The 25501-nt window shown below is 61.1% G+C and carries 26 protein-coding genes; 12 read left to right on the top strand and 14 right to left on the bottom strand.

The genetic code is table 11. The features are described from left to right. Window positions 1-267: 267 nt before the first annotated feature. Window positions 268-2553: a TonB-dependent receptor gene (locus B7Y43_RS05005; RefSeq protein ID WP_374130633.1), complete on the bottom strand. Its 2286-nt coding sequence runs from the start codon at window positions 2551-2553 to the stop codon at window positions 268-270. Window positions 2554-2991: 438 nt separating this feature from the next. Between B7Y43_RS05005 and B7Y43_RS05000 the strand changes: the two genes are divergently transcribed. Continuing rightward, window positions 2992-3453 (top strand): Hsp20 family protein, encoded by a 462-nt coding sequence (locus B7Y43_RS05000; protein WP_374130524.1) that lies wholly within the window; start codon window positions 2992-2994, stop codon window positions 3451-3453. A gap of 322 nt (window positions 3454-3775) precedes the next feature. Then, window positions 3776-5206 (top strand): PucC family protein, encoded by a 1431-nt coding sequence (locus B7Y43_RS04995; RefSeq protein ID WP_374130523.1) that lies wholly within the window; start codon window positions 3776-3778, stop codon window positions 5204-5206. Between the two features lie 75 nt (window positions 5207-5281). On the opposite strand, the gene B7Y43_RS04990 is transcribed toward B7Y43_RS04995, so the two are convergent. The 4 genes from B7Y43_RS04990 to secG form a co-directional block, all read right to left on the bottom strand. After that, entirely contained in the window at window positions 5282-5530 is a 249-nt protein-coding gene (locus B7Y43_RS04990) for a light-harvesting protein (RefSeq protein WP_374130522.1), read from the bottom strand. Between the two features lie 15 nt (window positions 5531-5545). Next, complete coding sequence (locus B7Y43_RS04985) at window positions 5546-5701, bottom strand: light-harvesting protein (protein WP_374130521.1); 156 nt, start codon at window positions 5699-5701, stop codon at window positions 5546-5548. 235 nt (window positions 5702-5936) lie between these two features. Beyond that, a complete protein-coding gene (locus B7Y43_RS04980; RefSeq protein WP_374130520.1) occupies window positions 5937-7571 on the bottom strand; it encodes a CTP synthase in 1635 nt (544 codons plus the stop codon). An 85-nt stretch (window positions 7572-7656) separates the two neighbouring features. Continuing rightward, on the bottom strand, window positions 7657-8067 hold the full coding sequence (secG, locus tag B7Y43_RS04975) for a preprotein translocase subunit SecG (RefSeq protein WP_374130519.1): 411 nt from the start codon (window positions 8065-8067) through the stop codon (window positions 7657-7659). A gap of 260 nt (window positions 8068-8327) precedes the next feature. On the opposite strand from secG, the gene B7Y43_RS04970 reads away from it, so the two are divergent. The 8 genes from B7Y43_RS04970 to eda all read left to right on the top strand — a co-directional run bounded on the left by B7Y43_RS04970 (window position 8328) and on the right by eda (window position 15631). After that, window positions 8328-8648: a MarR family transcriptional regulator gene (locus tag B7Y43_RS04970; RefSeq protein WP_374130632.1), complete on the top strand. Its 321-nt coding sequence runs from the start codon at window positions 8328-8330 to the stop codon at window positions 8646-8648. Continuing rightward, the gene (locus B7Y43_RS04965; protein WP_374130518.1) at window positions 8584-8967 is read left to right on the top strand and encodes an SH3 domain-containing protein; all 384 of its coding nucleotides are present in this window, start codon (window positions 8584-8586) and stop codon (window positions 8965-8967) included. Before B7Y43_RS04970 ends, B7Y43_RS04965 begins: the two co-directional genes overlap by 65 nt. Before the next feature lie 10 nt (window positions 8968-8977). Continuing rightward, a complete protein-coding gene (gene argC, locus B7Y43_RS04960) occupies window positions 8978-9907 on the top strand; it encodes an N-acetyl-gamma-glutamyl-phosphate reductase (protein ID WP_374130517.1) in 930 nt (309 codons plus the stop codon). 13 nt (window positions 9908-9920) lie between these two features. Then, entirely contained in the window at window positions 9921-11384 is a 1464-nt protein-coding gene (gene zwf / locus B7Y43_RS04955; protein ID WP_374130516.1) for a glucose-6-phosphate dehydrogenase (NADP(+)), read from the top strand. A gap of 126 nt (window positions 11385-11510) precedes the next feature. Further along, window positions 11511-12215: a 6-phosphogluconolactonase gene (pgl, locus tag B7Y43_RS04950; protein WP_374130515.1), complete on the top strand. Its 705-nt coding sequence runs from the start codon at window positions 11511-11513 to the stop codon at window positions 12213-12215. 1 nt (window position 12216) lies between these two features. Beyond that, window positions 12217-14034 carry a phosphogluconate dehydratase gene (edd, locus tag B7Y43_RS04945; protein WP_374130514.1) on the top strand — a complete coding sequence of 606 codons (1818 nt, stop codon included), beginning with the start codon at window positions 12217-12219 and terminating at the stop codon, window positions 14032-14034. Continuing rightward, window positions 14031-15002, top strand: coding sequence for a glucokinase (glk, locus tag B7Y43_RS04940; RefSeq protein WP_374130513.1), 972 nt, complete (start codon window positions 14031-14033; stop codon window positions 15000-15002). The genes edd and glk overlap by 4 nt, the downstream gene beginning before the upstream one ends. After that, on the top strand, window positions 14999-15631 hold the full coding sequence (gene eda / locus B7Y43_RS04935) for a bifunctional 4-hydroxy-2-oxoglutarate aldolase/2-dehydro-3-deoxy-phosphogluconate aldolase (RefSeq protein WP_374130512.1): 633 nt from the start codon (window positions 14999-15001) through the stop codon (window positions 15629-15631). The genes glk and eda overlap by 4 nt, the downstream gene beginning before the upstream one ends. A 128-nt stretch (window positions 15632-15759) precedes the next feature. Here the strand turns inward: eda and B7Y43_RS04930 are convergent, their stop codons facing one another. The 9 genes from B7Y43_RS04930 to B7Y43_RS04890 all read right to left on the bottom strand — a co-directional run bounded on the left by B7Y43_RS04930 (window position 15760) and on the right by B7Y43_RS04890 (window position 23799). Next, a complete protein-coding gene (locus B7Y43_RS04930) occupies window positions 15760-16560 on the bottom strand; it encodes a hypothetical protein (RefSeq protein ID WP_374130511.1) in 801 nt (266 codons plus the stop codon). 274 nt (window positions 16561-16834) lie between these two features. Beyond that, a complete protein-coding gene (locus B7Y43_RS04925; RefSeq protein WP_374130510.1) occupies window positions 16835-17299 on the bottom strand; it encodes a hypothetical protein in 465 nt (154 codons plus the stop codon). Between the two features lie 46 nt (window positions 17300-17345). Continuing rightward, complete coding sequence (gene mltG / locus B7Y43_RS04920) at window positions 17346-18314, bottom strand: endolytic transglycosylase MltG (RefSeq protein WP_374130509.1); 969 nt, start codon at window positions 18312-18314, stop codon at window positions 17346-17348. Between the two features lie 35 nt (window positions 18315-18349). Further along, window positions 18350-19609, bottom strand: a complete 1260-nt coding sequence (fabF, locus tag B7Y43_RS04915) for a beta-ketoacyl-ACP synthase II (RefSeq protein WP_374130508.1) — start codon at window positions 19607-19609, stop codon at window positions 18350-18352. A gap of 143 nt (window positions 19610-19752) precedes the next feature. Further along, window positions 19753-19989, bottom strand: a complete 237-nt coding sequence (locus B7Y43_RS04910) for an acyl carrier protein (protein WP_374130507.1) — start codon at window positions 19987-19989, stop codon at window positions 19753-19755. A 130-nt stretch (window positions 19990-20119) separates the two neighbouring features. Next, a complete protein-coding gene (gene fabG, locus B7Y43_RS04905) occupies window positions 20120-20860 on the bottom strand; it encodes a 3-oxoacyl-[acyl-carrier-protein] reductase (RefSeq protein ID WP_374130506.1) in 741 nt (246 codons plus the stop codon). Between the two features lie 21 nt (window positions 20861-20881). Beyond that, window positions 20882-21295, bottom strand: coding sequence for a GxxExxY protein (locus B7Y43_RS04900; protein ID WP_374130505.1), 414 nt, complete (start codon window positions 21293-21295; stop codon window positions 20882-20884). A gap of 55 nt (window positions 21296-21350) precedes the next feature. Then, window positions 21351-22286 (bottom strand): ACP S-malonyltransferase, encoded by a 936-nt coding sequence (gene fabD, locus B7Y43_RS04895; RefSeq protein WP_374130631.1) that lies wholly within the window; start codon window positions 22284-22286, stop codon window positions 21351-21353. Between the two features lie 73 nt (window positions 22287-22359). Beyond that, window positions 22360-23799 (bottom strand): glycosyltransferase family 39 protein, encoded by a 1440-nt coding sequence (locus B7Y43_RS04890; RefSeq protein WP_374130504.1) that lies wholly within the window; start codon window positions 23797-23799, stop codon window positions 22360-22362. 150 nt (window positions 23800-23949) lie between these two features. Between B7Y43_RS04890 and B7Y43_RS04885 the strand changes: the two genes are divergently transcribed. Together B7Y43_RS04885 and rpsF are read left to right on the top strand one after the other, a co-directional pair. After that, complete coding sequence (locus tag B7Y43_RS04885) at window positions 23950-24891, top strand: hypothetical protein (RefSeq protein ID WP_374130503.1); 942 nt, start codon at window positions 23950-23952, stop codon at window positions 24889-24891. Window positions 24892-24993: 102 nt separating this feature from the next. Further along, window positions 24994-25431 (top strand): 30S ribosomal protein S6, encoded by a 438-nt coding sequence (gene rpsF / locus B7Y43_RS04880; protein ID WP_374130502.1) that lies wholly within the window; start codon window positions 24994-24996, stop codon window positions 25429-25431. Window positions 25432-25501 lie beyond the last annotated feature (70 nt).

Here is a 25501-nt window from a genome sequence, read left to right as displayed (position 1 = left end):
CTGGCAACCGGGTCTCCCCCTGTTGCGAATTCGCCACAGGCCGCGCCAATAGTGCACAAGACCGCCGATTCACCGATGACAATCCCCCCTGTCCGACCTAGCGTTTCTCCACTGACACACAGGCAATGGCCGTGGTTCGGGGATGCCTGATGCCTTTGAGCGCGAACAGGGGCGCACGCTTGGGCTAGGGTTAAAAAAGGGGGCTGACGAGCGATCGTCACGCAGGCGCCCGGGCTGGAAACGGTCCGGGCGTTTGCTGTTTTACCCTCAGAAACTTTTCGACACGGTGAAACCAAAAGTACGCGGATCGCCGGGCTGGCCGACGACCAGGCCGGTGTTGCCCGCTTGCAACGCGAGCAGATCGAAATAATTCTGGTCAAAGGCGTTGCGAACCCACGCAAACGCATTCCACTTATCGCGTGCCTTCACACCAATACGGAAGTTGCTGATCGCATAGCCAGCGACATCGGTGTAGATTGACCGCGACGGATTTGACGAGAAATTTGATCGGTAACTGCCATCATAGCCGATATAAAATTGGCTATCGGCGCCCATGATCCGCACCGGAACTGAATATTCAGCGCCATAGGAAAAGGCCCATTCGGAAACGCCGGGGAGTCGCTGGCCAGAGATGTTGCAGTTCGGCGGGCTGAATCCCCCAGCGGTTGCCGCGGGGCTGGCCGGGTTGGTCGCAGTGGCCGTCGCGCCACCGGCCAATTCAGGCGGGCACGGTGCATCGGTGAAGCGCACGTAACGTGCATCGGTATAAGCGCCATTGGCGTAAAGGCTTAGCCGCGATGTGGGGCGGAAGGCTGAATCGATTTCGATTCCGCGCGTCCGCACCTCGCCCGCATTGGCCAGGTAACCGCGCAAGACGCCAAGCTGCCCATTGGTGACGGTTGCCTGATAATCCTCAATGTCGGTCCAGAACGCCGAAAAGTTCACCGTCGCGCGGCGATCCAGAAACTGGGTCTTCAGGCCAAGCTCGAAATGATTGACCCGCGCAGGCTTGACCGTCGCCGACGCGAGGATGGGGTTATTGGCGCCATCGAGCGGCAGGCCGGACAGATTAATCCCCCCCGATTTGTTGCTGCGCGCATAGGTGGCATAGCCCAGGATATCGGCGGTGAACTGGTACGACGCGGTAATATCGCCCGACACGTTCCAGTCGTCGAATCTGGGCTGATAGCGTTGCGGGGCCAAAACGCCGCGCTGATCGGCATTCAGGATCGTGCTGCCCGTTCCGGTTGTAACGAGCGAGACGAAAGACCCGCTTTTCTCGTCATAATTCACGCGGATGCCGGGCGCGATCGCCAGCTTGTCTGTGACGTGCCAAGTCAGCTTGCCGAACACGGCGGCGCTGGTGTTGGTAAAGCCAATCGTGTTGCGCGCCGTCAGAGTATTGAGCACCGCCGGATTGTTGGCGTTGGCGGTGGTGGGGTTCAGCAGGAAACGGCTGGCGGCAGTTCCCTGCACCTGCAACCCCTGGGTGTCGATCTTCTGATAGAAATAGAAGGCGCCGACCACATAATCGAGCGTGTTGGTGCCGTTCGATGCGAGACGAACCTCCTGCGTGAACTGGCTTTGTTGCGACGGATTGGCTGACACTGTCGTGATCGGCAGACCTATAAAATCGCGGTCGTTGGACGGCGTCCAGTGCCAGAATCGATAGGCACTGACCGAAGTCAGCGTCGACCCGCCAAGATTCCAGTTTGCGAGCAATGAACCGCCGCCAAGCTCCTGAAGCGCGCGCAATGGCGAATCGACGTCAGTTACCCGGTCAAACGGATTGGTTGAGGGCACCGTGTAATTGAACGCTGCCGCCAGGGCCGCATATTGGCGGCTAAGCGGGCGCTGGGTAGTGCCGACGCGCGCATAATATTGGACGCAGCAGATCGGGTCCTGGCGGCTATAATCACCGTACAGCGTCAGATCGAGATTGTCGGTCGCACGCAGCAGCAACTGGCCGCGGACGCTGACGTTATCCTGGCTGTTCTGAAACTCGTTCTGGCGCTCGTTGAAGATCGTACCCCGCCGCGAGGTGATTGACGTTGACAGCCGCAGCGCCAGCTTGTCGCTGATCAACGGGCCAGAGATCGACGCCTTACCCTGAAAGAAATCATAATTGCCGCCGGTCAGCTCAACCCGTGCTTCAGGCGAGAAGCTTGGCGCGCGCGTGATGACGTTGATCGCACCGGCAGTAGTGTTCTTGCCATAAAGCGTTCCCTGCGGCCCACGGAGCACCTCAATCCGTTCAGTATCGGTGAAATCGAACGTCGCCGAAGCGATCCGGCTGTAATAAACCTGATCGACATAGATCCCAACGCCCTGTTCGATCCCGTCATTGGTCAGGCCGAATGGTGCGCCCAGGCCCCGGATGTTAGCGGCGGAATTGCGGGGGTTGGTCGAATAGAATTGCAGCGATGGCTGCAGCTGGGTCAACCGGCCGACATTATAGGTACCGGTGTCGGCCAGCGCTTGGCCGCCGATCACCGAAATCGCGATCGGCACGCGCTGTCCCGTCTCATTGCGGCGGCGGGCGCTGACGACGATGTCGCCGCTCCCTTGCTGCGCGGTGCCGAGCTTGCCGGTGTCGTCTCCGGGGGTTTCCTGGACCGCGACCTAATCGGCATCGGGCGGTGCGACAGGAGGTTCGCCCGCATTGGCGGTCGCCTGGGCAAGTAACATGATGGAAAGAGTAGCGAACATGATGACCCCTCTTGCTTTCCCTGGCCCCTCGATCCCGATCGAGCGCCCTAATCTGCCAAATATCTATTGATTTGATGGGAATTCGATCACTGGCTGATCTTGAGCGCGGGAATGAGAAAATTTCTTGCCGCGAAAATCTGTGCAATCGCCTCTTGAACCAGCGACCAACCGCCCCAAATTCGCGGTCGTACGGTGCCTATAGGGCCGTACCGACAACGGTGTCGCGCATTGGCGGGCACCGGAATCGACGTTCAACTTGCTCAAAAAAAAGAGGATTTGAAAATGCGTCAGTTTGATTTGACCCCCTACCGCCGCTCGGCGATTGGCTTTGACCGGCTTTTCGACATGCTCGAAACCAATGCGCGCCAGACGACGTCTGAGAATTATCCGCCCTTCAATCTCGAACGGCTCGCTGATGATCGATATCGGATCACGCTTGCTGTCGCAGGGTTTGCCCGTGACGATATCGAGATTGTCGCCCAGCAGAATCTGCTGGTGATCAAGGGCAAGAAGGAAGACGTGACCGAGGATCGCGCCTTTCTGCATCTCGGCATTGCCAATCGCAGCTTCGAACGCCGCTTTGAACTCGCCGATTTCGTGCGGGTCGATGATGCGCGGCTCAACGACGGGCTGCTGACGATCGATCTGCTGCGCGAAGTGCCTGAGGCGATGAAGCCGAAGACCATCGCGATCAAGTCAGGCGCACCGCTACAGGTGATCAAGGAAGACAGCGTGGCCGCCTGATTGCGGCGACGGGTTGATTGCGGTGATGATGCTGTGCGGCCTGCCCTGCGCTGTGTCGCGGTGACCCAGCACTAGCCTGTCGTAAACACGTAAAGTGGGTGCTCGGACATCACAGTTCGGGCACCTTTTTGGCCCAAGAGCGGCCCAATTTACCTAAGCATGCGAGCGAACGACTGCGTCCTGTCTGGCGCCGATTCAGCGACATCGCCCCCGCCGTTCCAGAGTCGGCACCTTGCAATATCTTCTCGGCTGACGTCATTTGTCGCCAATGCTGCGGAGAACTTTGGTCGCGCGCAGCGGCGGGGCGAGGCGAACGATCATCATGGGCGATTCCGGCAAGTCATCACGATCCGTCGCAGCGGGGCCATTGCGGCGCGTGAACCGCGGGATCATGTCGGTATGGATGGGCTGGGGCACACGCGTGCTGCCCTTTGCCGATGTCGCGACCGAGGATCTGCCGCTGTCCCGACTGCTGCGGTTGTCGCTAATCCAGGTGTCAGTCGGGGTATCGCTGGTGTTGCTGGCGGGGACGCTCAACCGGGTGATGATCGTCGAACTGGGCGTGCCGGCCACGCTGGTTGGCGTGATGCTGGCGCTGCCACTGCTCTTCGCGCCGTTCCGCGCCCTCATTGGGTTTCGATCGGATCGGCACCAGTCTGCACTGGGCTGGCGGCGCGTGCCCTTTATCTTTCGCGGCACGATGCTGCAATTTGGCGGGCTGGCGATGATGCCCTTTGCCTTGCTGGTGCTGGCGGGCGCGGGGCAATCAAGCACAGCCCCTGCCTGGATCGGTCAGGCGGCTGCCGGCATTGCTTTCCTGCTCGTCGGTGCTGGCGTGCATATCACGCAAACCGTCGGGCTCGCGCTCGCGACCGATCAAGCCCCTGAATCGGCGCATCCCAACATTGTCGGGCTGATGTATTCAATGCTGCTGATCGGCATGATCTTGGCGGCCCTGCTCTTTGGCGCGGCGCTGGCGGATTTCTCGCACGGTCGGCTGATCCAGGTGATCCAGGGGACGGCGGTGATCACCTTCGTCCTCAATGTCTCGGCCCTTTGGAAGCAAGAGGCGCGCAATACCAGCCGACCGGAAGAGGTCGAGCGGACCTTTCAGCAATCCTGGGCGCTTTATGCCGCCGAAGCGCATGCAGTACGGCGGCTGGTTGCCGTAGCCCTTGGCACGCTGGCGTTCAGCATGGAGGATATCCTGCTTGAACCGTATGGCGGGCAGATGCTTGGGCTGGGTGTGGGCGATACGACCAAGCTGACGGCAACCTTTGCTGGTGGCGGGCTGCTTGGCTTTGCGCTTGCCTCGCGCATCCTCAGCCGCGGCTTCGATCCGTTTCGCATGGCGACAATCGGCGCGCTGATCGGCATCCCAGCCTTTGTGATGGTGATCGCATCGGCACCCCTTCAACAGGTGCCAATGTTTGTCGCTGGCGTCGCGCTGATCGGCTTTGGCGGCGGGCTGTTCGGCCATGGCACGCTGACTGCGACAATGAACTATGCGCCCAAGGATCAGATTGGGCTCGCGCTGGGCAGCTGGGGCGCGGCACAGGCGACGGCCGCAGGCGTTGGCGCGGCGCTGGGCGGATTCTTGCGCGATGTCGTCAATCCCGCCGGCCTCGCGCTGCCATGGCAACCGGCAGCGACCGGTTACATCCTTGTTTATAGCCTGGAGATCATGTTGCTCATCGCCACGCTGGCCACGATGCTGCCCCTTCTCCACTCGGGACGCCGGGCACCCGCATAGAGAAAGGGGCAGGGATGCTGGATCCCTGCCCCTTTTTCATTTTAGCCTTATACGCTGCCCGAGCAGCGCCGATGACTATTTCGCTGCTTCGTTCGTTGCCATGGCATCGGCGGCCGGTGCCATTTCTGCTGCTGGTTCAGCAGCAGCTGGTGCAGCAGCAGCCGGAGCTTCTACTTTCGATGCACCCTGCCAGAATGTATCGACCCATGTCGTATGCGTCATGATCGACGCATGAACGAGCAGTGATGCCGTCACAAAGGCAATGAAGAACAGCGGTAGACCGACATTAGGGCTGACATACAGCCAGATACGTCCTTCTTTCATCGTCAGTCCTCCCGATCAATGCATCCAAGGGGAATAGATAAATGCCAGAACATGCGCGGCGATCGCGATGCCAGCATAAATCCGGGTCCCCCACATCAGGCCTTCTTGAATTTCTTCGGCCTGTTTTGGCGTGAGCCCGGTCGGATAGACCATGTCACTATCGTCTGCCATTTTTTACCACCCTCTCTCGGGACATCAGACGGTCATTGTGCAGAAAGTGTCCCATCATCCAGCACGACCGAAAGGCGACCCGAAGGCCGTCATCCACAGATGCGATCGACGCCACGATATCGCCCGGCCAGCCCCGAAACGACCCGTACAAATCCGCACAAGTGTCTAGTTATCTTAACAATGGAAAGTGTCAATTCTTCGTGACGTTTTGGTGGCAGTCCAGCTGCCCCAATCATCAGACGAGGCGGCTCTGCCGGACAGCTGCGGCGATGAAGCTCGCGAACAGCGGGTGGGGATCGAATGGCTTGCTCTTCAGCTCAGGGTGGAACTGCACGCCGACGAACCAGGGATGATCGGGGCGTTCGACGATCTCGGGGAGCATGCCATCGGGTGACATCCCCGAAAACACCAGCCCGCCCTTTTCAAGCATGTCCCGGTAGCCCGTGTTGACTTCATAGCGGTGGCGGTGGCGTTCGCTGATTTCCGCCGCACCATAGATTGACGAGACAACGCTGTTGCCGTCGAGCCTGGCGGGATAGGCCCCCAACCGCATCGTCCCGCCGAGATCGCCGCCCTCCTCCCGCTCCTGCAGGCCGTCCGCGCTCATCCATTCGGTGATCATGCCGACAACGGGTTCAGCCGTCGGGCCGAATTCAGTCGAGCTCGCATCGGCAACGCCGCCGAGATCGCGCGCGCCTTCGATACAGGCCATCTGCATGCCGAAGCAGATGCCGAAATAGGGAATTTCACGTTCGCGCGCGAACCGCACGCTGGCAATCTTGCCTTCCGCCCCACGCTCGCCGAACGCACCCGGGACAAGGATCGCATGTAGGGGCTCAAGCCGCGCGGCTACGTCGCTATCCGGTTGCTCGAACAGCTCTGCATCGATCCATTCGATGTTGACCTTCACCCGATTGGCGATGCCGCCATGGACCAGCGCCTCGTTCAGCGACTTATACGCATCCTGCAGGCCAACATATTTGCCAACCACCCCAACCGTCACTTCACCTTCGGGATTGGTTAGCCGGTCGACAATATTGGTCCAGCGCGACAAATCTGGCGCGCTACCGGGGACGATATCAAAAGCGCGCAGAACCTCTGAATCTAGCCCCTCCGCGTGATATTGCATCGGCACCGCATAGATGCTCGCGGCGTCGAGCGCGGGGATGACCGCTTCCTTGCGGACGTTGCAGAACAGCGCGATCTTCGCGCGATCGCTCTCCGGCAGGGGATGCTCGCAACGACAGACGAGCACATCGGGCTGGACGCCCAGCGCGGCGAGTTCACGCACCGAATGCTGGGTCGGCTTGGTCTTCAGCTCCCCCGCTGCGGCGATATACGGCACCAACGTCACATGGATGCTGACCGATTGGCCGCGGCCCAGATCATTCCGCAATTGGCGGATCGCCTCAATAAACGGCAGCGACTCGATGTCCCCCACGGTCCCGCCGATTTCGCACAGCACAAAATCGACATCATCGGTCTGCGCCTGGGCAAAGGCCTTGATGGCGTCGGTCACGTGCGGAATGACTTGAACGGTCGCGCCCAGATAATCACCGCGCCGTTCGCGCTGAATGATCGTCTGATAGATTCGGCCAGAGGTGATATTGTCCGACTGGCGGCTCGGCACCCCGGTGAACCGTTCATAATGGCCAAGATCGAGATCGGTCTCGGCACCGTCATCGGTCACATAGACTTCGCCGTGCTGATAGGGCGACATCGTGCCGGGATCGACGTTAAGATACGGATCGAACTTGCGAATCCGAACGGAATAGCCCCGCGCCTGCAGCAAAGCAGCAAGGCTTGCCGCCATGAGACCCTTGCCAAGCGAGGAGACCACGCCGCCGGTGATGAAAATGAACCGCGCCATGGGAGAAAACGCCTAGCGTTGAAATGCCGTCGCCGACAAGCACCCGACTCATGCCGGGTACCCAAAAAATCGAAAGAACCGGGAATTATTGCTCCAGCGGAATAACGCTGTTGCTTGCGGGCGCGGCCGCATTGCCGGAACCCGCTGCTTCGGATGCGGCGGCTACGGCGGCAGCAGAAGGAGCCTCACCCAGGGTCGGCGCCGGTGCCCCAGGCGCTGTAATTGGTGCGCTTGTGGGCCGCGCCAATGTCGTATCAACTGACTGTGCGTGCCGCGAGGCCGCCAAAAAGGCGAGCACAATGCTCAATGATACAAACAGCGTCGCCAGGATCGATGTCGCCCGCGTCAGAAAATCGGCGGCACCGCGCGCCGACATCAGGCCAGCCGGGCTACCGCCCATCCCCAGCCCGCCACCTTCCGATCGCTGCATCAGGATAACGCCAACAAGGGCTGCGGCCACCAGGGCGTGAACGACGAGGAGAAAGGTGAAAAACATAAGCGGGCTGAATTTTCCAGAAAGAAGCTCAAGCCGGGCACATAGGCGCGCACCGCGATGTGATCAACCGGGTGATCAACTGAGTGGTCAACCGGCATGATCGTTAGCATTCGCGCAAATCGTCGCTGAAGTGAAACTACCCGCAGGATTACGCGTTGAGCCGATATGCCCATTCTTCAGAAATTGGTAACAACGCCATGCAGCTAACCACCATCCCGCCCCGCGCCATGCAGCCGGAAGTGGCTGGCCTTCACCACTGGATGACGGCACTGATTGATTATGTCCGATCAGGCGAACCCGATCTTACAAATCGCCAGATGGCTCTTTTGATGGTCGTATATCTTCAAGTCGGGCCGCATACAGTACGCGGCTTGGCGCGCGGCCTGAATGTTTCTAAACCAGTAGTGACACGCGCCTTGAATAGGCTTGGGAGCCTCGGCTATCTGCGCCGGCAACGCGATGAAAGCGATAAGCGTAACATCTATATTGCGCGCACGATTGAAGGGGCCAATTTTCTTGAAGAGTTCGAGCATTTCCTCGGGGCAGAATCAGGGCTCTCCCCCCAATCGGGCACCGCATAAGAGCTTCGCGCTGGGTGGGCCCACCACCAAACTCGATCCACGAACAACGGCTGTCCGCGCCGATCTGGCTGATGTCCGACTCGCAGACCATGTTTTTGCGCCGCACTATGCCGCGCCCATGGCAATGACCGTGAAACGGCCCGGTTTTCTGCGCGCAACATCCGACAAAAATGGCGAAACGCTGGCCGAAATTATGCCCGGCGCAGTTTTCGAAGCGCTCGACTTTGCTGGCGATTCAGCCTGGGGCATCGCTGTCGATCTTGGTCTCGTCGGCTATGTCGATCGAAACATGATCGATTTTGTCGTCGCTGACGCTTAAGGCCGATGCCATGACCATTTCGGTTTTCATCGACGGTGCTGCCGGTACCACTGGCTTGGAAATTGGCGACCGTTTGGCGGCGCGCCGCGATCTTGCGCTGATCAGCCTGGATGACACGCAGCGCAAAGACACCGAAGCACGGCGCCAAGCGCTGAATGATGCCGATTTCGTGATTCTCTGCCTGCCCGACGATGCCGCCCGCGAGGCGGTTGCGCTGATCGACAATGACCGGACTCGGGTGATCGACGCCTCAACGGCTTTTCGGACGGCCGATGGCTGGACCTATGGCTTTCCAGAGCTGGAGCCGGGCCAGGCCAATGCCATTGCGACTGCCGCCCGCGTTAGCAACCCGGGCTGTTATCCCACGGGCTTTCTGGCGCTGGTCCGGCCATTGATCCGCGCCGGGTTGATCCCCGCAGATTGGGTGCTGAGCGTGAACGCGGTGTCAGGCTATTCGGGTGGCGGCAAATCAATGATTGCTGAATTCGAAGGCGGCGGCGAGACAACGGCCTTCCGCGCTTACGCCATGGCGCTTGCCCACAAACATGTGCCCGAAATGCAAAAACATGCTCGGCTCGCGCACCCGCCGCTCTTCCTGCCCGCGGTCGCCAATCGCTATCGTGGGATGGTTGTAGAGGTTGCCCTGCCCCTCCACGCTTTTCTCCGCCGCCCCAGCCTCGCCGCCTGTGAAGCGATGCTCCGCGACGTCTATCGCGACAGTCCGATCATCCGCCTGGCCGAAGGCGACGCCGCGCTGGTGCGGATCGAGGATGATGCGGAGACAGATCGCCTCACGATCAGGATCAGTGGCAATAGCGATCTTGGTCAGGCACGCCTCACCGCCACGCTTGACAATCTTGGCAAGGGTGCGGCCGGCGCGGCGGTCCAAAGCCTGAATATCATGGCGGGAATCGAGCCGACGACCGGGCTCAATTTGTGAAGGACAGCGCCACATGACTCGCCAGCCCGTGGCCAAGTTGCTGCTTTTTGGCGCAACGGGCGATCTTGCCCAGCGAATGCTGCTCCCATCGCTATTTGGGTTGCACGCTGATGGCCTGCTGCCCGATGGCTTGACGATTACCGGCACCGCACGATCAGACCATGACGACGATAGCTACCGGGCTTTCGCCGCCACCGCGCTCGCCACCTATCTGCCTGCCGATCGCAAGGATGAAGCGGTGATCGCCAGCTTTATCGAGCGAATAGGGTATCAGGCGCTCGATGCATCAACGATCGAAGGGTTTGCCGAACTGGCCGCCAAGATCGGCGATATCTCAGGCGGCCTGGCAATTTTCCTGTCGACCGCCCCCTCCCTGTTCCGCGCCACGATCAAGGGACTTGAATCAGCCGGTCTCGCAGGCGCCAATGTCCGCATCGGGCTCGAAAAGCCGCTCGGCCATGATCTCGCCTCAAGCTGCGAGATCAATGATGCCGTCGCGGAGGTGTTCAATGAGGAACAGACCTTCCGGATCGACCATTATCTCGGCAAGGAAACGGTGCAGAATATTCTGGCGCTGCGGTTCGGCAATACGCTGTTCGAGCCGATCTGGAATGCGCGGGGCATCGACAATGTCCAGATCACGATCGCCGAAACGGTCGGGCTGGAAGGGCGCGCCGGCTATTATGACGGTTCGGGCGCAATGCGCGACATGGTCCAAAACCATATGCTCCAATTGCTCGCGTTGATTGCGATGGAGCCCCCGGCGCGGTTTGACGGCACGTCGATCCGCGATGAAAAGGTGAAAGTGCTGCGGTCGCTTCGCCCGATCAGCGTGGCCGACGCCCCGGCGCTGACAGTGACCGGCCAATATACTGGCGGCGCTGTCAACGGGGAGATCGTGCGCGGCTATGCCGATGAACTGGAGCGCCCCTCAACGACCGAGACATTTGTCGCGATCAAGGCCAATGTCGATAACTGGCGCTGGCAGGGCACGCCCTTTTACCTGCGCACCGGCAAACGACTGCCAGCGCGCCAATCAGAAATTGCTATCCAGTTCAAACCCGTCCCGCATTCGATGTTCGCGGCGCGCGGCGGCAAGCTTCAACCGAACACCTTGGTCATCCGGCTGCAACCAGACGAATATGTCCGCCTGTTGGTGATGGCTAAGGAACCGGGGCTCGACCGCGAAGGCGTCCGGCTGCGCGAAGTGCCACTCGACCTTAGCCTGGACACGCAATTCGCCGGATCGCGGCGCCGGATCGCCTATGAACGGCTGTTGCTCGATCTGATCGAGGGGGATCCGACCCTTTTCGTTCGCCGCGATGAGGTGGAAGCGCAGTGGCAATGGATTGATGGCATCCGTGCCGGCTGGGTCGCCAATGATGTGAAGCCAAAATCCTATGCCGCTGGCAGCTGGGGCCCGTCCGCCGCGGTTGCCTTGACCGAGCGTGATGGCGCGAGCTGGCATGATGATTGACGCACGCGCATAAAAATTCATCGTCTGCCGGGACTTGATCCGGGGTATTGTGCCACAAGCCGAGCGTTGATGGCACGACATGCCGGGGGGACTCGGCCCGACGCTTTCAAAACCAACGGAGCGACTATGACCGAGATTGAATGGTGGGACTATGAAGACGCCGATGAAATGGCCGATGCAGTGTCGGGCGATGCGGCGTTCATCATCGAAAGCGCCATCGATGCGCGCGGTGCGGCCGTCATCGCGCTGCCCGGTGGCAAGACCCCGCTGGCCATTTATGAAAAGCTTGCCAAGGCCAAGCTCGACTGGAAGCGCGTAACGATCCTGCCGACCGACGATCGGCTGGTGCCAATGGGCGACGCGCTGTCGAACATCACCGCCATCGCCAAGGTATTCCTGCCCAAAGGGGTCCGCGTCTTGCCGATTACCAGTGAGGCTGCGGCTGACTACAAGGCCGCTGGTCGCGCGGCAGATGCGCGCTTGCAGGATGTCCATTGGCCGCTCGATCTATGCGTGCTCGGCGTAGGCGCCGACGGGCATACCGCGTCGATCTTCCCAGGTCCTGATTTCGATGAAGCGGTGAATGGTCCCAAGGAGCGCCGTGCCGTTGGTGTGATGCCAGGCGATCTGCCCGCCGAAGCGCCAGTTGCGCGCGTCACCCTGACCCGCGAGGCGATTATTGCGTCGCGCGCGTTGATGATCGCGGTGACCGGGCAAGCGAAGCGCGATATCATTGAGCGCGCGATCAAGGACGGGCCGATGTCGCCCTATCCGATTGGTCGCATTCTGGCCGATGTCGAATTGCCCGTGGATATTCACTGGAGCGCATAAAATGGCCCTGCATCCTGAGATCGCTGCCGTTACCGACCGGATTATCGAGCGATCGCGCCCGACGCGTGAGGCCTATCTCGCGCTGATCCGGGCCGAACGCGAAGGCGGTGTCGACCGGCCGATCCTGGGGTGCGCGAACTTGGCGCATGGCTTTGCCGGGACCGAGGAGGATCGCGAGACGCTGAAGGCGGGGCGCGCCATGAACATTGGCATTGTCACCGCGTATAACGACATGCTCTCAGCGCATGCGACCTATTATCGTTACCCCGAACAGATGAAGATCTGGGCGCGCGAGGCGGGCGCGACAGCGCAGGTCGCGGGCGGCGTGCCGGCCATGTGCGACGGCGTGACGCAGGGTTTTCCGGGCATGGAGCTGTCGCTGTTCAGCCGCGACACGATCGCGCTGTCGACCGCGATTGCGCTTAGCCATGGCATGTTTGAAGGCGCCGCCTTACTCGGCATTTGCGACAAGATCGTCCCCGGCCTGTTGATGGGCGCGCTTCGGTTCGGGCATCTGCCGATGATCTTCATCCCCGGCGGGCCGATGCGCAGCGGCATTTCGAACAAGGAAAAGGCGCATACCCGCGAGCTATACGCCGAAGGCAAGGCGAGCCGCGAGGAGCTGCTTGAATCGGAAATCGCCGCTTATCATTCCAAGGGCACCTGCACCTTTTACGGGACGGCCAACTCCAACCAGATGATGATGGAGATGATGGGCCTGCACATGCCCGGCGCCGCCTTCGTCAACCCAGGCACCAAATTGCGTCAGGAATTGACCCGCGCCGCCGTCCACCGCCTTGCGGAGATTGGCTGGGCGGGCGCCGATTACCGGCCACTGGGCGAATGCGTTGATGAAAAGGCGATCGTCAACGCGGCGATCGGCTTGCTGGCGACCGGCGGGTCAACCAACCATTTGATCCATTTGCCCGCCATTGCAGCGGCAGCCGGGATCGTCATCGATTGGGAGGATTTTGATCGCCTGTCGCGCACCATTCCGCTCATCACCCGCGTCTATCCCAATGGGTCGGCCGACGTGAACGGGTTCGAGGATGCTGGCGGGATGCCTTTTGTCATCCGCGAATTGCTGGGTGCTGGCTTGCTCCACGGCGACATCGTCACCGTCGCTGGCGATGATCTGTCCGCTTATGGCCTGAAACCGGTGATTGAAGACGACAGGCTTGCCTGGATCGATCCCGGCCCAAGCAAGGATGAAACGATCGTCCGTCCGGCCAACAACCCCTTTTCGGCCGAAGGCGGCTTCCGCATTCTCACCGGCAATCTTGGCCGTGCCTGCATCAAAGTGTCGGCCGTCGAGCGCGCCCGCTGGACGATTGAGGCCCCTGCCCGTGTGTTCGAAGACCAGGCATCGGTGCAGGCGGCCTTCAAGGCAGGCGAACTCGACCGGGACGTCGTGGTGGTGGTGCGCTTCCAGGGCCCACGCGCCAATGGCATGCCCGAACTGCACAAGCTGACCCCCCCACTGGGCGTTTTGCAGAATCGCGGGTTCAGGGTGGCGCTGGTCACCGATGGCCGCATGTCGGGCGCCAGCGGCAAAGTGCCGTGCGCGATCCATGCCAGCCCGGAGGCACTCGGCGATGGACCGCTCGCCAAAGTCCGCGACGGCGACATCATCCGGGTCTGCGCCGAAACCGGCCAGCTCGACGCATTGGTCGACCCCGCCGAATGGGCATCGCGCGACCATGTTGCCGCCCCTGCCTGGGCCAGTGGAACGGGCCGTGAGCTGTTCGCGATGTTTCGCCATGGCGCGAATGAAGCGGAAAAGGGCGCGAGTGCGATGCTGGCGGCGATGGGCGCATGACCCAGGTTGTCTCGGTCGATATTGGCGGCACGCATGCCCGCTTCGCCATTGCCGAAGTGGCGGGTGGCCGTGTGGTCTCGCTTGGCGAACCCGTGACGCAAAAGACCGCCGAGCATGCCAGCCTGCAAACCGCCTGGCAGGCCTTTGGCGCACAGCACGGCGCGCCCCTGCCCCGCGCTGCCGCGATCGCCGTCGCCTCGCCGATCGGTGGCGATATCATCAAGCTCACCAACAATCCGTGGATCATCCGGCCAGCGCTGGTGAAGGAACGGCTCGACGTCGATGACTTCATTTTGATCAACGATTTCGGCGCGATTGGCCACGCCGTCGCGCAGGTCGGGCCCGAGGATTTTCTCCACCTCTGTGGCCCCGACGCGCCCTTGCCCGATCATGGATCGATCACCGTCTGCGGTCCCGGCACCGGGCTGGGCGTCGCGCAAGTGTTGCAAGTGCCCGGCGGCTATCATGTCATTGAGACAGAGGGCGGGCATATGGACTTCGCCCCGCTTGACGGGCTGGAGGACTCCATCCTGAAGCGGTTGCGCAAGACCTTCACTCGTGTGTCGGTGGAGCGGATATGTTCGGGGCCTGGCATCGTGGCCATCTATGAGACGCTCGCTGAGATTGAAGGGCGCGCGGTGCAGCGGCTTGATGACAAGACGATCTGGACGATGGCGCTCGATGGCAGCGACAGTCTGGCGCTGGCGGCGCTCGACCGCTTCTGCCTGGCGCTGGGCGCGGTGGCGGGCGATCTGGCGCTGGCGCATGGCCCGCACGGCGTTGTGATTGCCGGTGGGCTGGGCCTTCGCCTTAAGGATAAGCTCGTCAAATCGGGCTTCGAACAGCGCTTCACCGCCAAAGGGCGCTTCCAGAACTTGATGCGGTCCATCCCCGTCAAGCTCATCACTCACCCGCAACCGGGCCTGTTCGGCGCGGCGGCGGCCTTTGCGCAAAGGCATGCCCAATGACCGACCCAATGAGCCAAAGTGCGACGATCGACCAAATCATGCGCACCAGCGCCGTCATCCCGGTGCTGGTGATTGACGATGCCGCCACCGCCCGCCCGCTAGCGGCAGCCTTGGTGGCAGGTGGCCTGCGCGTGCTGGAGGTAACATTGCGCACCCCCGCCGCGCTGGAGGCGATCCGTGAAATGAAGCAGGTGCCCGGCGCGATCGTCGGGGCCGGCACGGTGGTGAATGCCGATCAATTCGCTAGCGCAATGGCGGCAGGCGCCGAGTTCATCGTCTCCCCCGGCCTGACCGAGCGGCTCGCTCGTCCCATCATCGACAGCGGCGTCCCCTTTCTGCCCGGTGTCGCCAATGCTGGCGATATCATGGTGGGCCTCGACCTTGGCCTCACCCATTTCAAATTCTTCCCCGCTGAAGCGAATGGCGGCCTGAAGGCGCTAAAGGCCCTCGCCGGGCCGTTCTACCAGTGCAAATTCTGCCCGACCGGGGGAATTAGCGAATCCACTGCCCCAGAATGGCTGGCGTTCGAGCCGGTGCTGTGCGTCGGCGGCAGCTGGGTTACCCCCAAAGGGGCGGACATGGCCGCTGTGACAACGCTTGCAAACGCTGCCAGCGGGCTGCGCGGATAATCGGGCAGCCCGCTGGCCGTCACTCTTCGACCGGTGCTGATCTCAGGCACCAATAGCCGACGATTGGTCAGGACATCGACGGCCGGCCCCAGCCTGTTAGCCAGAAATCATCGCCCGACCCTGGGGCCTCAATAATGGCGGCAGAATTCGGGTTTGTCGTTGCTGAGCCCGCAACCGCGATCCGTTTGCGCGCGGATGCTGGCACAGTTGTTGTGCACGCTACATTGTGAGCTGAGCCCGGGCGTTACCGCATCGCACCGATGCCCAAGCCGCTGGGCAGAGGCAAAGCCGATCTCACTGACGCAACTGCGTGAGTGCGGAATGTCAGGCGCGTAGCGATCATGACCAGGATGATCGCGGCGATCATGCTTCTTCACGATAACCTTCACGGGACGGTGCCATTGCTTGGCATGCGGGTGCCACGGACGATCGGAACGTTGCCACGGCGTGGCTGGCTTCTGATAGCCATCGAGGTAACGATTATAGGCAGCGGCGACGCAGCCCGCATCCTCACAGGCATTGCGTTCGCTCACAAAGGCATTTTGCTGGGCAGCAAGAACGCTCAGCCGCTCTGGCGAGGCGCTACGGTTCGCCGCTTCCCATTGCAGCGCGAGCCGACGGTGCAGCAGTCCGAGTTGATCATGTTCGCAGACCAGCCATTGCGCGCGCCGCAGCGATCCCGAGCAGGCAAAATCCAGCGATAGCCAGGCGTCAGGCGGCGGGACATTCTCGTCATAGCGAAACCGCGATTGCCGCTTCAATTCGGCAATCCGCGCGCGCTCCCGGTCTTCCCGCTGGCGCGCCAGCCGGTCTTCATAGGCACGCCGTTCATAGCTGCGCTGGTTAGCGTCACGGGAATAATCCGCGTTTCTATACCAATCACAGCTATTTAGGCCGATCAGCATTAGCAACAGCATGAGCTTTTTCATCGGGAGACCTTCCGAATCGCCGAGCTGGCGTCATGACGTCACTTTTTCATGAAACCGGCCTGTACGAAAGCTGAATTACTGACCCAGGCGGAATGTTCCTCGCCGTCGGGAATCGCAGATGCAAGCGCACCCCACCTGCCATCATTCGATCCGGTTCGTTGCGCCAGCTGCGCCTGGGTAATACCCAAAGGCACGCAAATGATCGAGGTAAAAGCGATAGCGCGGGCGGCGACGGCGTTGCGTGAGGTACGGGCGGCGGATGGCGACGCACGCCCTAAAATGGAGCGGGAAACTTATACAGCAGCGTCACACGCTGGATGTTGCGATCGTTTTCCAGCACCACCTCTATCTCCCAATACCACTTGCCAAGCCCTTCGGGGAAGTAAGTCAGGCGAATTGGCTGCCAGAGACGATTGTCGGTTGGGACACGCGTGAAACTCCAGACTTTCTGGAACGGCAGGTCCAGAAATGCCTTTCGGGGCGATATCTTTGTCGCGGCGTTTGACGCCATTGATCCCGCCAACAGGTCGAATGGCACAAACGCATTGGCCGTCATCCGACGTTGCGCGTCTTCCAATCTTCTAACTAGGGTAGCCGCCTCCTCTTCAGTTAATCCTTGGAGGTGCGGCTTGGTTGGAGCTGCTGAAGCGGTCGCCAGCTGAGCTGACTGCGCGAGGGCAACCGAGGGGTGCAGGAATAGGCCGACAACAACAACAACAACTTGCCAAATAGTCATCATCGCCTCCTCAGTGAGCGCTCTCGCCTTGGCCAAGCAGCGATCCGCCCTATCGTTCGCCGCGTGCCCGGCGAATAGCATACCATTTCTGCACATTGGCGTTGTGCTGGTCGAGCGTGTCCGCAAACACATGCCCGCCCGTGCCGTCTGCCACAAAATATAGCGCAGTCGATGGCGCCGGGTCGAGCACCGCGTCGATGCTGGCGCGCCCCGGGTTGCAGATCGGCCCGGCGGGAAGGCCCGTCATCGCATAGGTATTATAAGCGTTCACCGCCTGCACCTCTGAACGCAGGATCCGCCGCCCCAGCGGCTTGCCCTTGGTGATCGGATAAATGATCGTCGGATCGGCCTGCAGCATCATCCCGCGCTTCAGCCGGTTCGAATACACCGCCGCGACCGTGCGACGTTCAGATGCCTTGCCGGTTTCCTTCTCGACGATGGAAGCAAGGATCAACGCCTCACGCGGCGTCGTCACCGCGATGCCGGGCTTGCGATTGTCCCAGGCTCTGGCGAGATATTTCAGCATCGCGCGCTGCATCCGATCAAGCACGCCCTGGCGGGTATCACCGCGTTGGAAGCTGTAACTGTCGGGCAGCACGGTTCCCTCGATCGGCACGGCGACGTCACCCACCAGGCCGCTTGCCGCCATCAGCCGCTCCTGGACTACCACTGAGGGCAAGCCTTCTGGAATCGTCACAAAGCGTTGGAGCGTCTTCCCGCCTTGCAGCAGCTTCAGAATATCAGCCTGGCTGAGATGTGCGGGCACGCGATATTCACCCGCCTTGATCGGCGCGCCCGACCCAAACACTTTGGCAAACAGCTTGAACCGGGCGGCCGAGGGAATCATGCCCGCCGCTTCCAGCCGATCAGCGGTGCCAGACAGCGTTGCGCCTTCAGCCACCTGGAACGTCGCGTTTCTGGGCGTCGGTCCCGGGCCACCCCAATCCTGCACCAGCAGGAACAGCGCACCGATTGCAACAAGGACCACGATCAGGCCGAAACAGCCGAGTTTGCGCATGCTAGCCCTTTTTTCGTTTCAGCCGATCGACCGGATCAGATTGCCTTCATCACCAGGCTGGCATTGGTACCACCAAAACCAAAGCTGTTGTTGAGCACTGCTTTTACCTGCCGCTCCTTGGCGACATGCGGCACCAGATCGACGCCTTCGCAGCCATCGCTTGGGTCATCCAGGTTCAGCGTCGGCGGCACTATCTGGTCGCGCATCGCCAGAATGCAGAAAATGCTCTCCACAGCGCCCGCGCCACCGAGCAAATGCCCGATCGCGGATTTGGTCGAACTCATCGACAAGGTGCCGATCGCATTGCCGAACAGGCGGCGAACCGCGCCCAGTTCCAGCTCATCGCCCAGCGGGGTCGAGGTGCCATGCGCATTGATATAGTCGATATCGCCAAGCGACAGGCCTGAGCGCTTCATCGCCATCTGCATCGACCGGAACGCCCCTGCGCCCTCCGGATGCGGTGCGGTGACGTGATAGGCATCGCCCGACATGCCGTAACCGACGATCTCGGCATAGATCTTCGCGCCGCGCGCTTTGGCGTGTTCATATTCCTCAAGGCAAACGATACCAGCGCCTTCGCCCATCACAAAGCCGTCGCGGCCCTTGTCATAGGGGCGGCTGCCCCGTTCCGGTGCGTCGTTAAACCCGGTCGACAGCGCGCGGGCCTGCGAAAAGCCAGCGATACCAATCGGGCAGATCGCGCCTTCGGCCCCGCCGGCGAGCATCACATCGGCATCGTCAAGCATGATCATCCGCGCGGCATCGCCAATCGAATGCGCGCCCGTCGAACAGGCGGTGACCACCGCGTGGTTGGGCCCCATCAGGCCGTATTTTATTTGCACCTGGCCCGAGATCAGATTGATCAGCCGACCATGCACGAAATGCGGGGAAACGCGGCGCGGCCCCTTTTCATGAAGCACGATCGATTCGCTGGCGATGCCCGGCAAACCGCCGATTCCCGAACCGATCGAGCAACCGGCGCGCAGCCGTTGTTCTTCGGTCATATCGGTCAGACCGGCATCTTCCAGCGCCTGGCCAGCGGCGTCGATGCCAAAAATAATGAACGGATCGACCTGGCGCTGCACCTTGTGGTCAACGCGCTTGCCGGGATCAAAGCCATACGCATGGTCGGCCGGCTTCACCTCACAGGCATAGCGGCAGACATAATCGGTCGCGTCAAAGCGCGTGATCATTCCCGCGCCAGACTTTGCGGCCAGAATGTTGGCCCAGGCTGTTTCGACATCCGCCCCTAGCGGGGTGACAAGTCCAAGCCCGGTGACGACAACACGGCGCATGGCAATCTCCGTTCTTGCTTCAAATACCAAAGCGGCCCCCCAACCCCGGAAAACCCTGGGACGAGGAGCCGCTCAGTCGTTTCGGCCCCACAGGGCCAGGGGGCTGTCCGGGCGTATCGCTCGCGCGATGCTGCCCTGAATGCTCAGCCCTTATGCTCGTCAATATAGGTGATCGCATCCTTGACGGTGCCGATCTTCTCAGCCGCATCGTCAGGGATCTCGACCCCGAATTCTTCCTCAAACGCCATCACCAGCTCGACGATATCAAGGCTGTCGGCGCCCAGATCATCGATGAAACTTGCATCTTCGGTGACCTTTTCGGTCTCGACGCCGAGATGCTCGACGACGATCTTCTTCACGCGATCGGCAGTCTCGCTCATGCTATCTTCCCTCTTGTAGCGTTGGGTGTTTGTAATCCTGATCGCACGTAGAACGCGTTGCCGGACCTTGCAAGGGGGGAGCCGTCACCGCACCGCAGCGATATGATATTAGCCCCCCGATAATGGCGCATTACAGCATCGCCATGCCGCCATTCACATGCAGCGTCTGGCCAGTGACATAGCCTGCCTCGCGGCTCGACAGATAGACGACGGCGGCACCAATATCAGGGCCTTCGCCCATATGCCCCGCCGGGATGCGGGCATTGAGCGCTTCTTTCTGGGCATCGGGCAGCCCATCCGTCATCGCGGTCCGGATAAAGCCGGGCGCAACGCAATTGACGGTGATTCCGCGGCTAGCCAGCTCCTGGGCAAGCGCCTTGGACATCGCCGTCAGCCCGCCTTTGGAGGCCGCATAATTGGCCTGACCGGGGTTACCCGTCGCCCCCACAACCGACGTTATCGAGATGATCCGGCCAAACCGCGCCTTCATCATCGGTCGTGCCGCGGCGCGCGCGAGCCGAAAGGCCGCTTCCAGATTGACGCGGATCACCTGATCCCATTCGTCATCCTTCATCCGCATCACCAGATTGTCGCGCGTCAGCCCGGCATTATTGACGAGAATATCCAGCTTGCCGCCAAGCGCCTCAACCGCTTGACCGACCAGCGCGTCGACCGCGCTGCCATCTGACAGGTCGCACGGCACGGCAACATGATCACCGCACAAACTTGCCCGAAATGCCTCCAGCTTGTCGACATTCGATCCCGACACAGCCAGCCGAGCGCCCTGCCCCGCCAATGCCTGCGCGATCGCCGAACCAATCCCCCCCGAAGCACCAGTCACCAACGCCGTCATACCAGTTAGGTCGAACATTTTACTCTCCGAAGTGAAAATTTAGTTCGCGCAGAGACGCGGAGACGCAGAGGGATAGTGATTGTTGACAAGTCGCCGCACCCCTTCTTTTAGGGTCGCCCCGCCAAAGTTTACCAACAACCCAACGGGCTGTTTCGTTAGCCTGAGATATGTAAGCAATTGCTTGGCATGCGCAGCATTTATGCGTTCGACAGATTTGATTTCGACGATTAGTCGTTGGTCGATCAGCAAATCGATCCGGAACGCTGCGGGAAATTGCAAACCCTCAAATTCGATATCGGTCGGCACCTGCCGTAAGACATCATAGCCCATTGCCTCAAGCTTTGCAGCAAGCACGATTTCATAAACGCTTTCGAGCAAACCCGGCCCTAATTCGCGATGAATCCGCATTGAAACATCGATGACGTCTCCGGTGATGAGATCGATATCCTTCAAAGCCACCTCTCTGCGTCTCCGCGTCTCTGCGCGAACAAACAAATTTCAATTCTGCCTAAATCGTCTTCGCCAGCGCCTCGATATCGGCCATCGTCACCACCCCAATTGCCTCGGCGTCTTCAACAGTGCGCTTCACCATCGGCGCCAGCACTTTTCCGCCAAATTCGACAAAACTATCGACCCCCGCCGCATGCATCGCCAGCATCGTTTCCCGCCAGCGCACCACGCCGGTTACCTGATCGACCAGCCGCGCACGGATCTCGTCAGGTACCGTGATCGGGGCGGCCAACACATTGGCGAACACCGCAACCAAGGGCGTGTCGATCCGCGCCGCCTTCAGCGCATGCAGCATCAGATCAGCGGCGGGTTGCATCAGACTGCAATGAAAAGGCGCGGATACGCTCAGCATCATGCCGCGCTTGGCCCCCATATCCTTGGCCATGGCCACTGCCCGCTCGATCGCGCCGATATGGCCGGACAGAACGACCTGGCCGGCGGCGTTATCATTGGCGACGGCGCACACTTCACCCTGCGCCGCTGCATCGGCGATCGCCTGAGCTTGTTCCAGCGTCGCCCCCAGCAGCGCCGCCATCCCGCCAAGACCGACCGGCACTGCATTCTGCATGGCCCGACCGCGAATCTTGAGCAACCGCGCCGTCAGCGACAAACTCATCGCGTCCGCCGCGCACAAAGCGGTATATTCGCCCAGCGAATGCCCGGCCACGAACTGTGCTTTTTCGGAAATGCGGATGCCGCCTTCGCGCTCCAGCACCCGCAACGTCGCAATCGCATTCGCCATGATCGCCGGCTGCGCGTTCTCCGTCAGCGTGAGCTCGTCTTCGGGCCCTTCGGTCATCAGCTTGAACAGGTTCTGGCCGATCGACTCATCGACCTCCTGAAAGACTTCGCGGGCGATTGGGCTGGCATCGGCCAGCGCCCGGCCCATGCCGACTGCCTGGCTACCTTGCCCGGGAAAGAGAAAAGCGCGGATGGTCCTAGCTCCTGATTGCCGCTCGAAGCGGCCCCGTTAGGAGCGTGGCGCCAGACTGGCAAGCATTGCAGCGTCAGCGCGGCGTGCGCACCAGCAGCATCGTTTGATTTGGCGCGAACATCCGCCGCTGCAACGGCGACGGGACAAATGCGCGGCCGCCCACTGAATCAATCAGCCCGCCAAGCGGCGTTGGCGGGGAAGGATACCGCGCCAGCACAACTCCAGCTGGCGCGATCGATTGCGGTGCCAGGACCAGCCCGCCCGGCAATGCCGGCACCGGGCGAAGATTTGCCCGGCCCGCAAAGCGCATCGGCAGCGCTGCCCGGCGCACCATGACGGGGTCGCCGCTGATCATTTCTGCCGGATGGGCTTTGCTGGCGGCGAGCAGCGCCTCCATTTCCCAGCGCGGATGGGCATTGCCCACGCTCAGCATCAGCAGGTTGATCGCGATCATGCCCCCGAGCAGCGGCCATCGCCACCACCCGCCTGACCGCCCCATCCACAGTGCGACGAGGATGATCGCCAAAATGGCAGGCAGCATGAAATAGCGGGGATTGAGCACCAGTTTTTCGGTCAACACCGCAACCAGCAGAAAATCCGCCGCCGCCATCGCCGCCAGCACGATCATCGGCCCGGCGCGTCCAGCCGGCAGCAGATTTTGTCGGTTGATCAGGACCGCCAGGCTCGCAACCCAGAACAGTAGGCCGAAGTCATCATTGATGAACAACACCAGCACCGGATCAATCGCGGGGTGCAGCAGGAAATTGCCCTCATGATTGGCGGCACGATCAATGTGAGAATCATGATGAAAGGCGATGTCGTAACGGCGCAGGGGGTCGCCGGTGAGCAGCCATTGGAACAGCGCCTCGCCTCCCAATATCAGCACTAACCCCAGGCCAGCGGCGATCAAACTCCCGCGCGAAACGGGTCTGCCGATCAGGAACAGCGGCCCCATCGCCACCAGCGACAGCAACGATGTTTCACGACAAAGGATCGCGGTGCCGAATAGGACACCAGCGGCCAATCCGCGCAGCATCGCCGCCCGCCCCACGCCGCCTTCGCCGAGCAGCCACGCTCCCCCCAGCAATAGCATCGTTTCGAGCAGGTCGACCCCCACGGTCGTCGCGTTGCTGACCACGACCGGCAAGGTCGCTGCGAGCAGTGCCGCGATCCAGCCGGTGCGCGCCCCTCCAATCCGGGCAGCGAACAAGCCAACCATCGCGATCAATGCGGCATACCAGAGCAACGCCGTCGCTGCGAAGGCTGTAAAATTCCGCCCGAACAGCATCAGCATCCCGGCAAAGCTCCACAGCAGCGGAAACCGTGTCGCCCAGTGGTTATCGCCGGCAAAGGGAGGATCGGTCAGCCACTGTTCGGCGCCGACAAAATACAGCGAATCATCCGACGCGATAAACCCGGTCCAGCCGATCGTCAGCGCCGCCACCATCGCCAGCGCCAGCAGCACGATCGCCCCGGCATGGTCCTGCCGCCGCCATGATTTCCCCTGATCCATCCTGTCAGGCGTAGCGAAAAAGGGTGGATCCTTGCTTAATTTCCGAACGATACCGGCAACCAAGGCAAAACTGCTGACGTCATGCAGTCATTTGCTCGCCATTCGAAATCCGTGCTGTTATGCTCGCGTCGCAACGAGAGGAAATCGGCCATGTTCCGGATGGGCTTGCGTGCGACATTACTGCTTTTCGCCTTATCGCTCCAGCCGGGCACGGCGGTTGCGCAGCAGCAGCCCTATAAATCCGCACCGGGCCCGGAAATCCTGCCCGATAATTTTCACGGCAAGGTCAGCTATTTCGGCAATCACAGCGGTGAAGTCATCGTCGAACGCACCGGCGAATCGCGCAAGACCAAGAGCGATTGCACCCGCCCCGATCAGCGCTGCCCCAAACGAATCGGGGGCAGCCTTCAGGTCGATCTGGAATTTGACGGCCTGGTAGTGCGCGGCAGCTTTCGCGGATCAGGCGGATTGCACGACAGCGGCCTGATCGGTCGCCGCCAGGGCGCGCAATGTCGCTTGTTCGATTTGACCGACGGATCGGTCTGGGCCGGCCATTGTGATCGCGATGGCTTTGTCGGCACCGTCAAAAGCGTACCTGGCGCAGCCACGCAAATGTCGCTGAATTTCGAAGTCGTCGGCACCAAGGTCAATGATTATGCCGAGCGGGATCGTCGTCGGCGTGAGGCTTTGGCCGCCCAGCGTCGCAGCGAATTTCTGCGCGCGGTGATTGGCAGCAATGCGCCAGTTGATGAGCGGTTTATCGCGGCCATTGAGCTTGATGCCTATAGCTGGCGCTATGACCGGTTGCGGGTAGAGACATTGCGGATCGTTCGGCGCAGCAAGGAGCGCGGCGGGCGATATCAAATCGAAGCAGAATTCGAATTGTCCAGCGGCGGTCGCGGATGGGCGCGCGCGCAGGTCGATCGCGAATCGGTGGTTTGTGTCGAATTTTGGGATGTTCAGGGCAAATGCCGCGCCATTAATCTGTCCCCGCAGCTTCCCGATCCAGAGCCCTATGACGATGATAAGCCCCTATCATCCTTTGTGATGCCAAAGGCGCTGCCGATTCCGCGTGAGGCCTATGGCGTCTGACCGCGCGGCTATCGCTACCTAAAGGGCGGCGATGACGCGGTGATGCTGGGGCCCCCGCATGGTGCGGTGCGGTCAGCAATCGGCCAAGATGAAGGACAAGACATGGCTCTTTATGAGCACGTGTTCCTTGCGCGCCAGGATCTGGCACAAGCGCAGGTGGACGCGCTGGCGGAAACCGCCACCAAGATCATCGAAGACAATAAGGGCAAGGTCACCAAGACCGAATCCTGGGGTCTCCGTTCGATCGCCTATCGCATCGCGAAGAACCGCAAGGCGCATTATGTGATGCTCGAAATCGACGCCCCCGCCGGTGTCGTCGCCGAACTCGAGCGCCAGACGCAGATTAACGAAGACATCATCCGCTACATGACCGTGAAGGTCGAAGCGTTGGAAGCCGGCCCGTCGGCAATGATGCGCAAGGGCGATCGTGACCGTGACAGCCGCCGTGGCGGTGAGCGCGGCGACCGTCCGGATCGTGGTGATCGCGGCGACCGTGGCGATCGCAGCGACCGCCCCCGTCGTGACTTTGACGGCGAATAAGGAGCATATAGACAATGGCACGCCCATTTTTCCGCCGCCGCAAGAGCTGCCCCTTCTCCGCGAAGGACGC

Source organism: Sphingomonas sp. 28-62-20, assembly GCF_002281505.1.
Note: the sequence above shows the minus strand (reverse complement) of the source record. Positions and strands in the feature narration are given on the sequence as shown.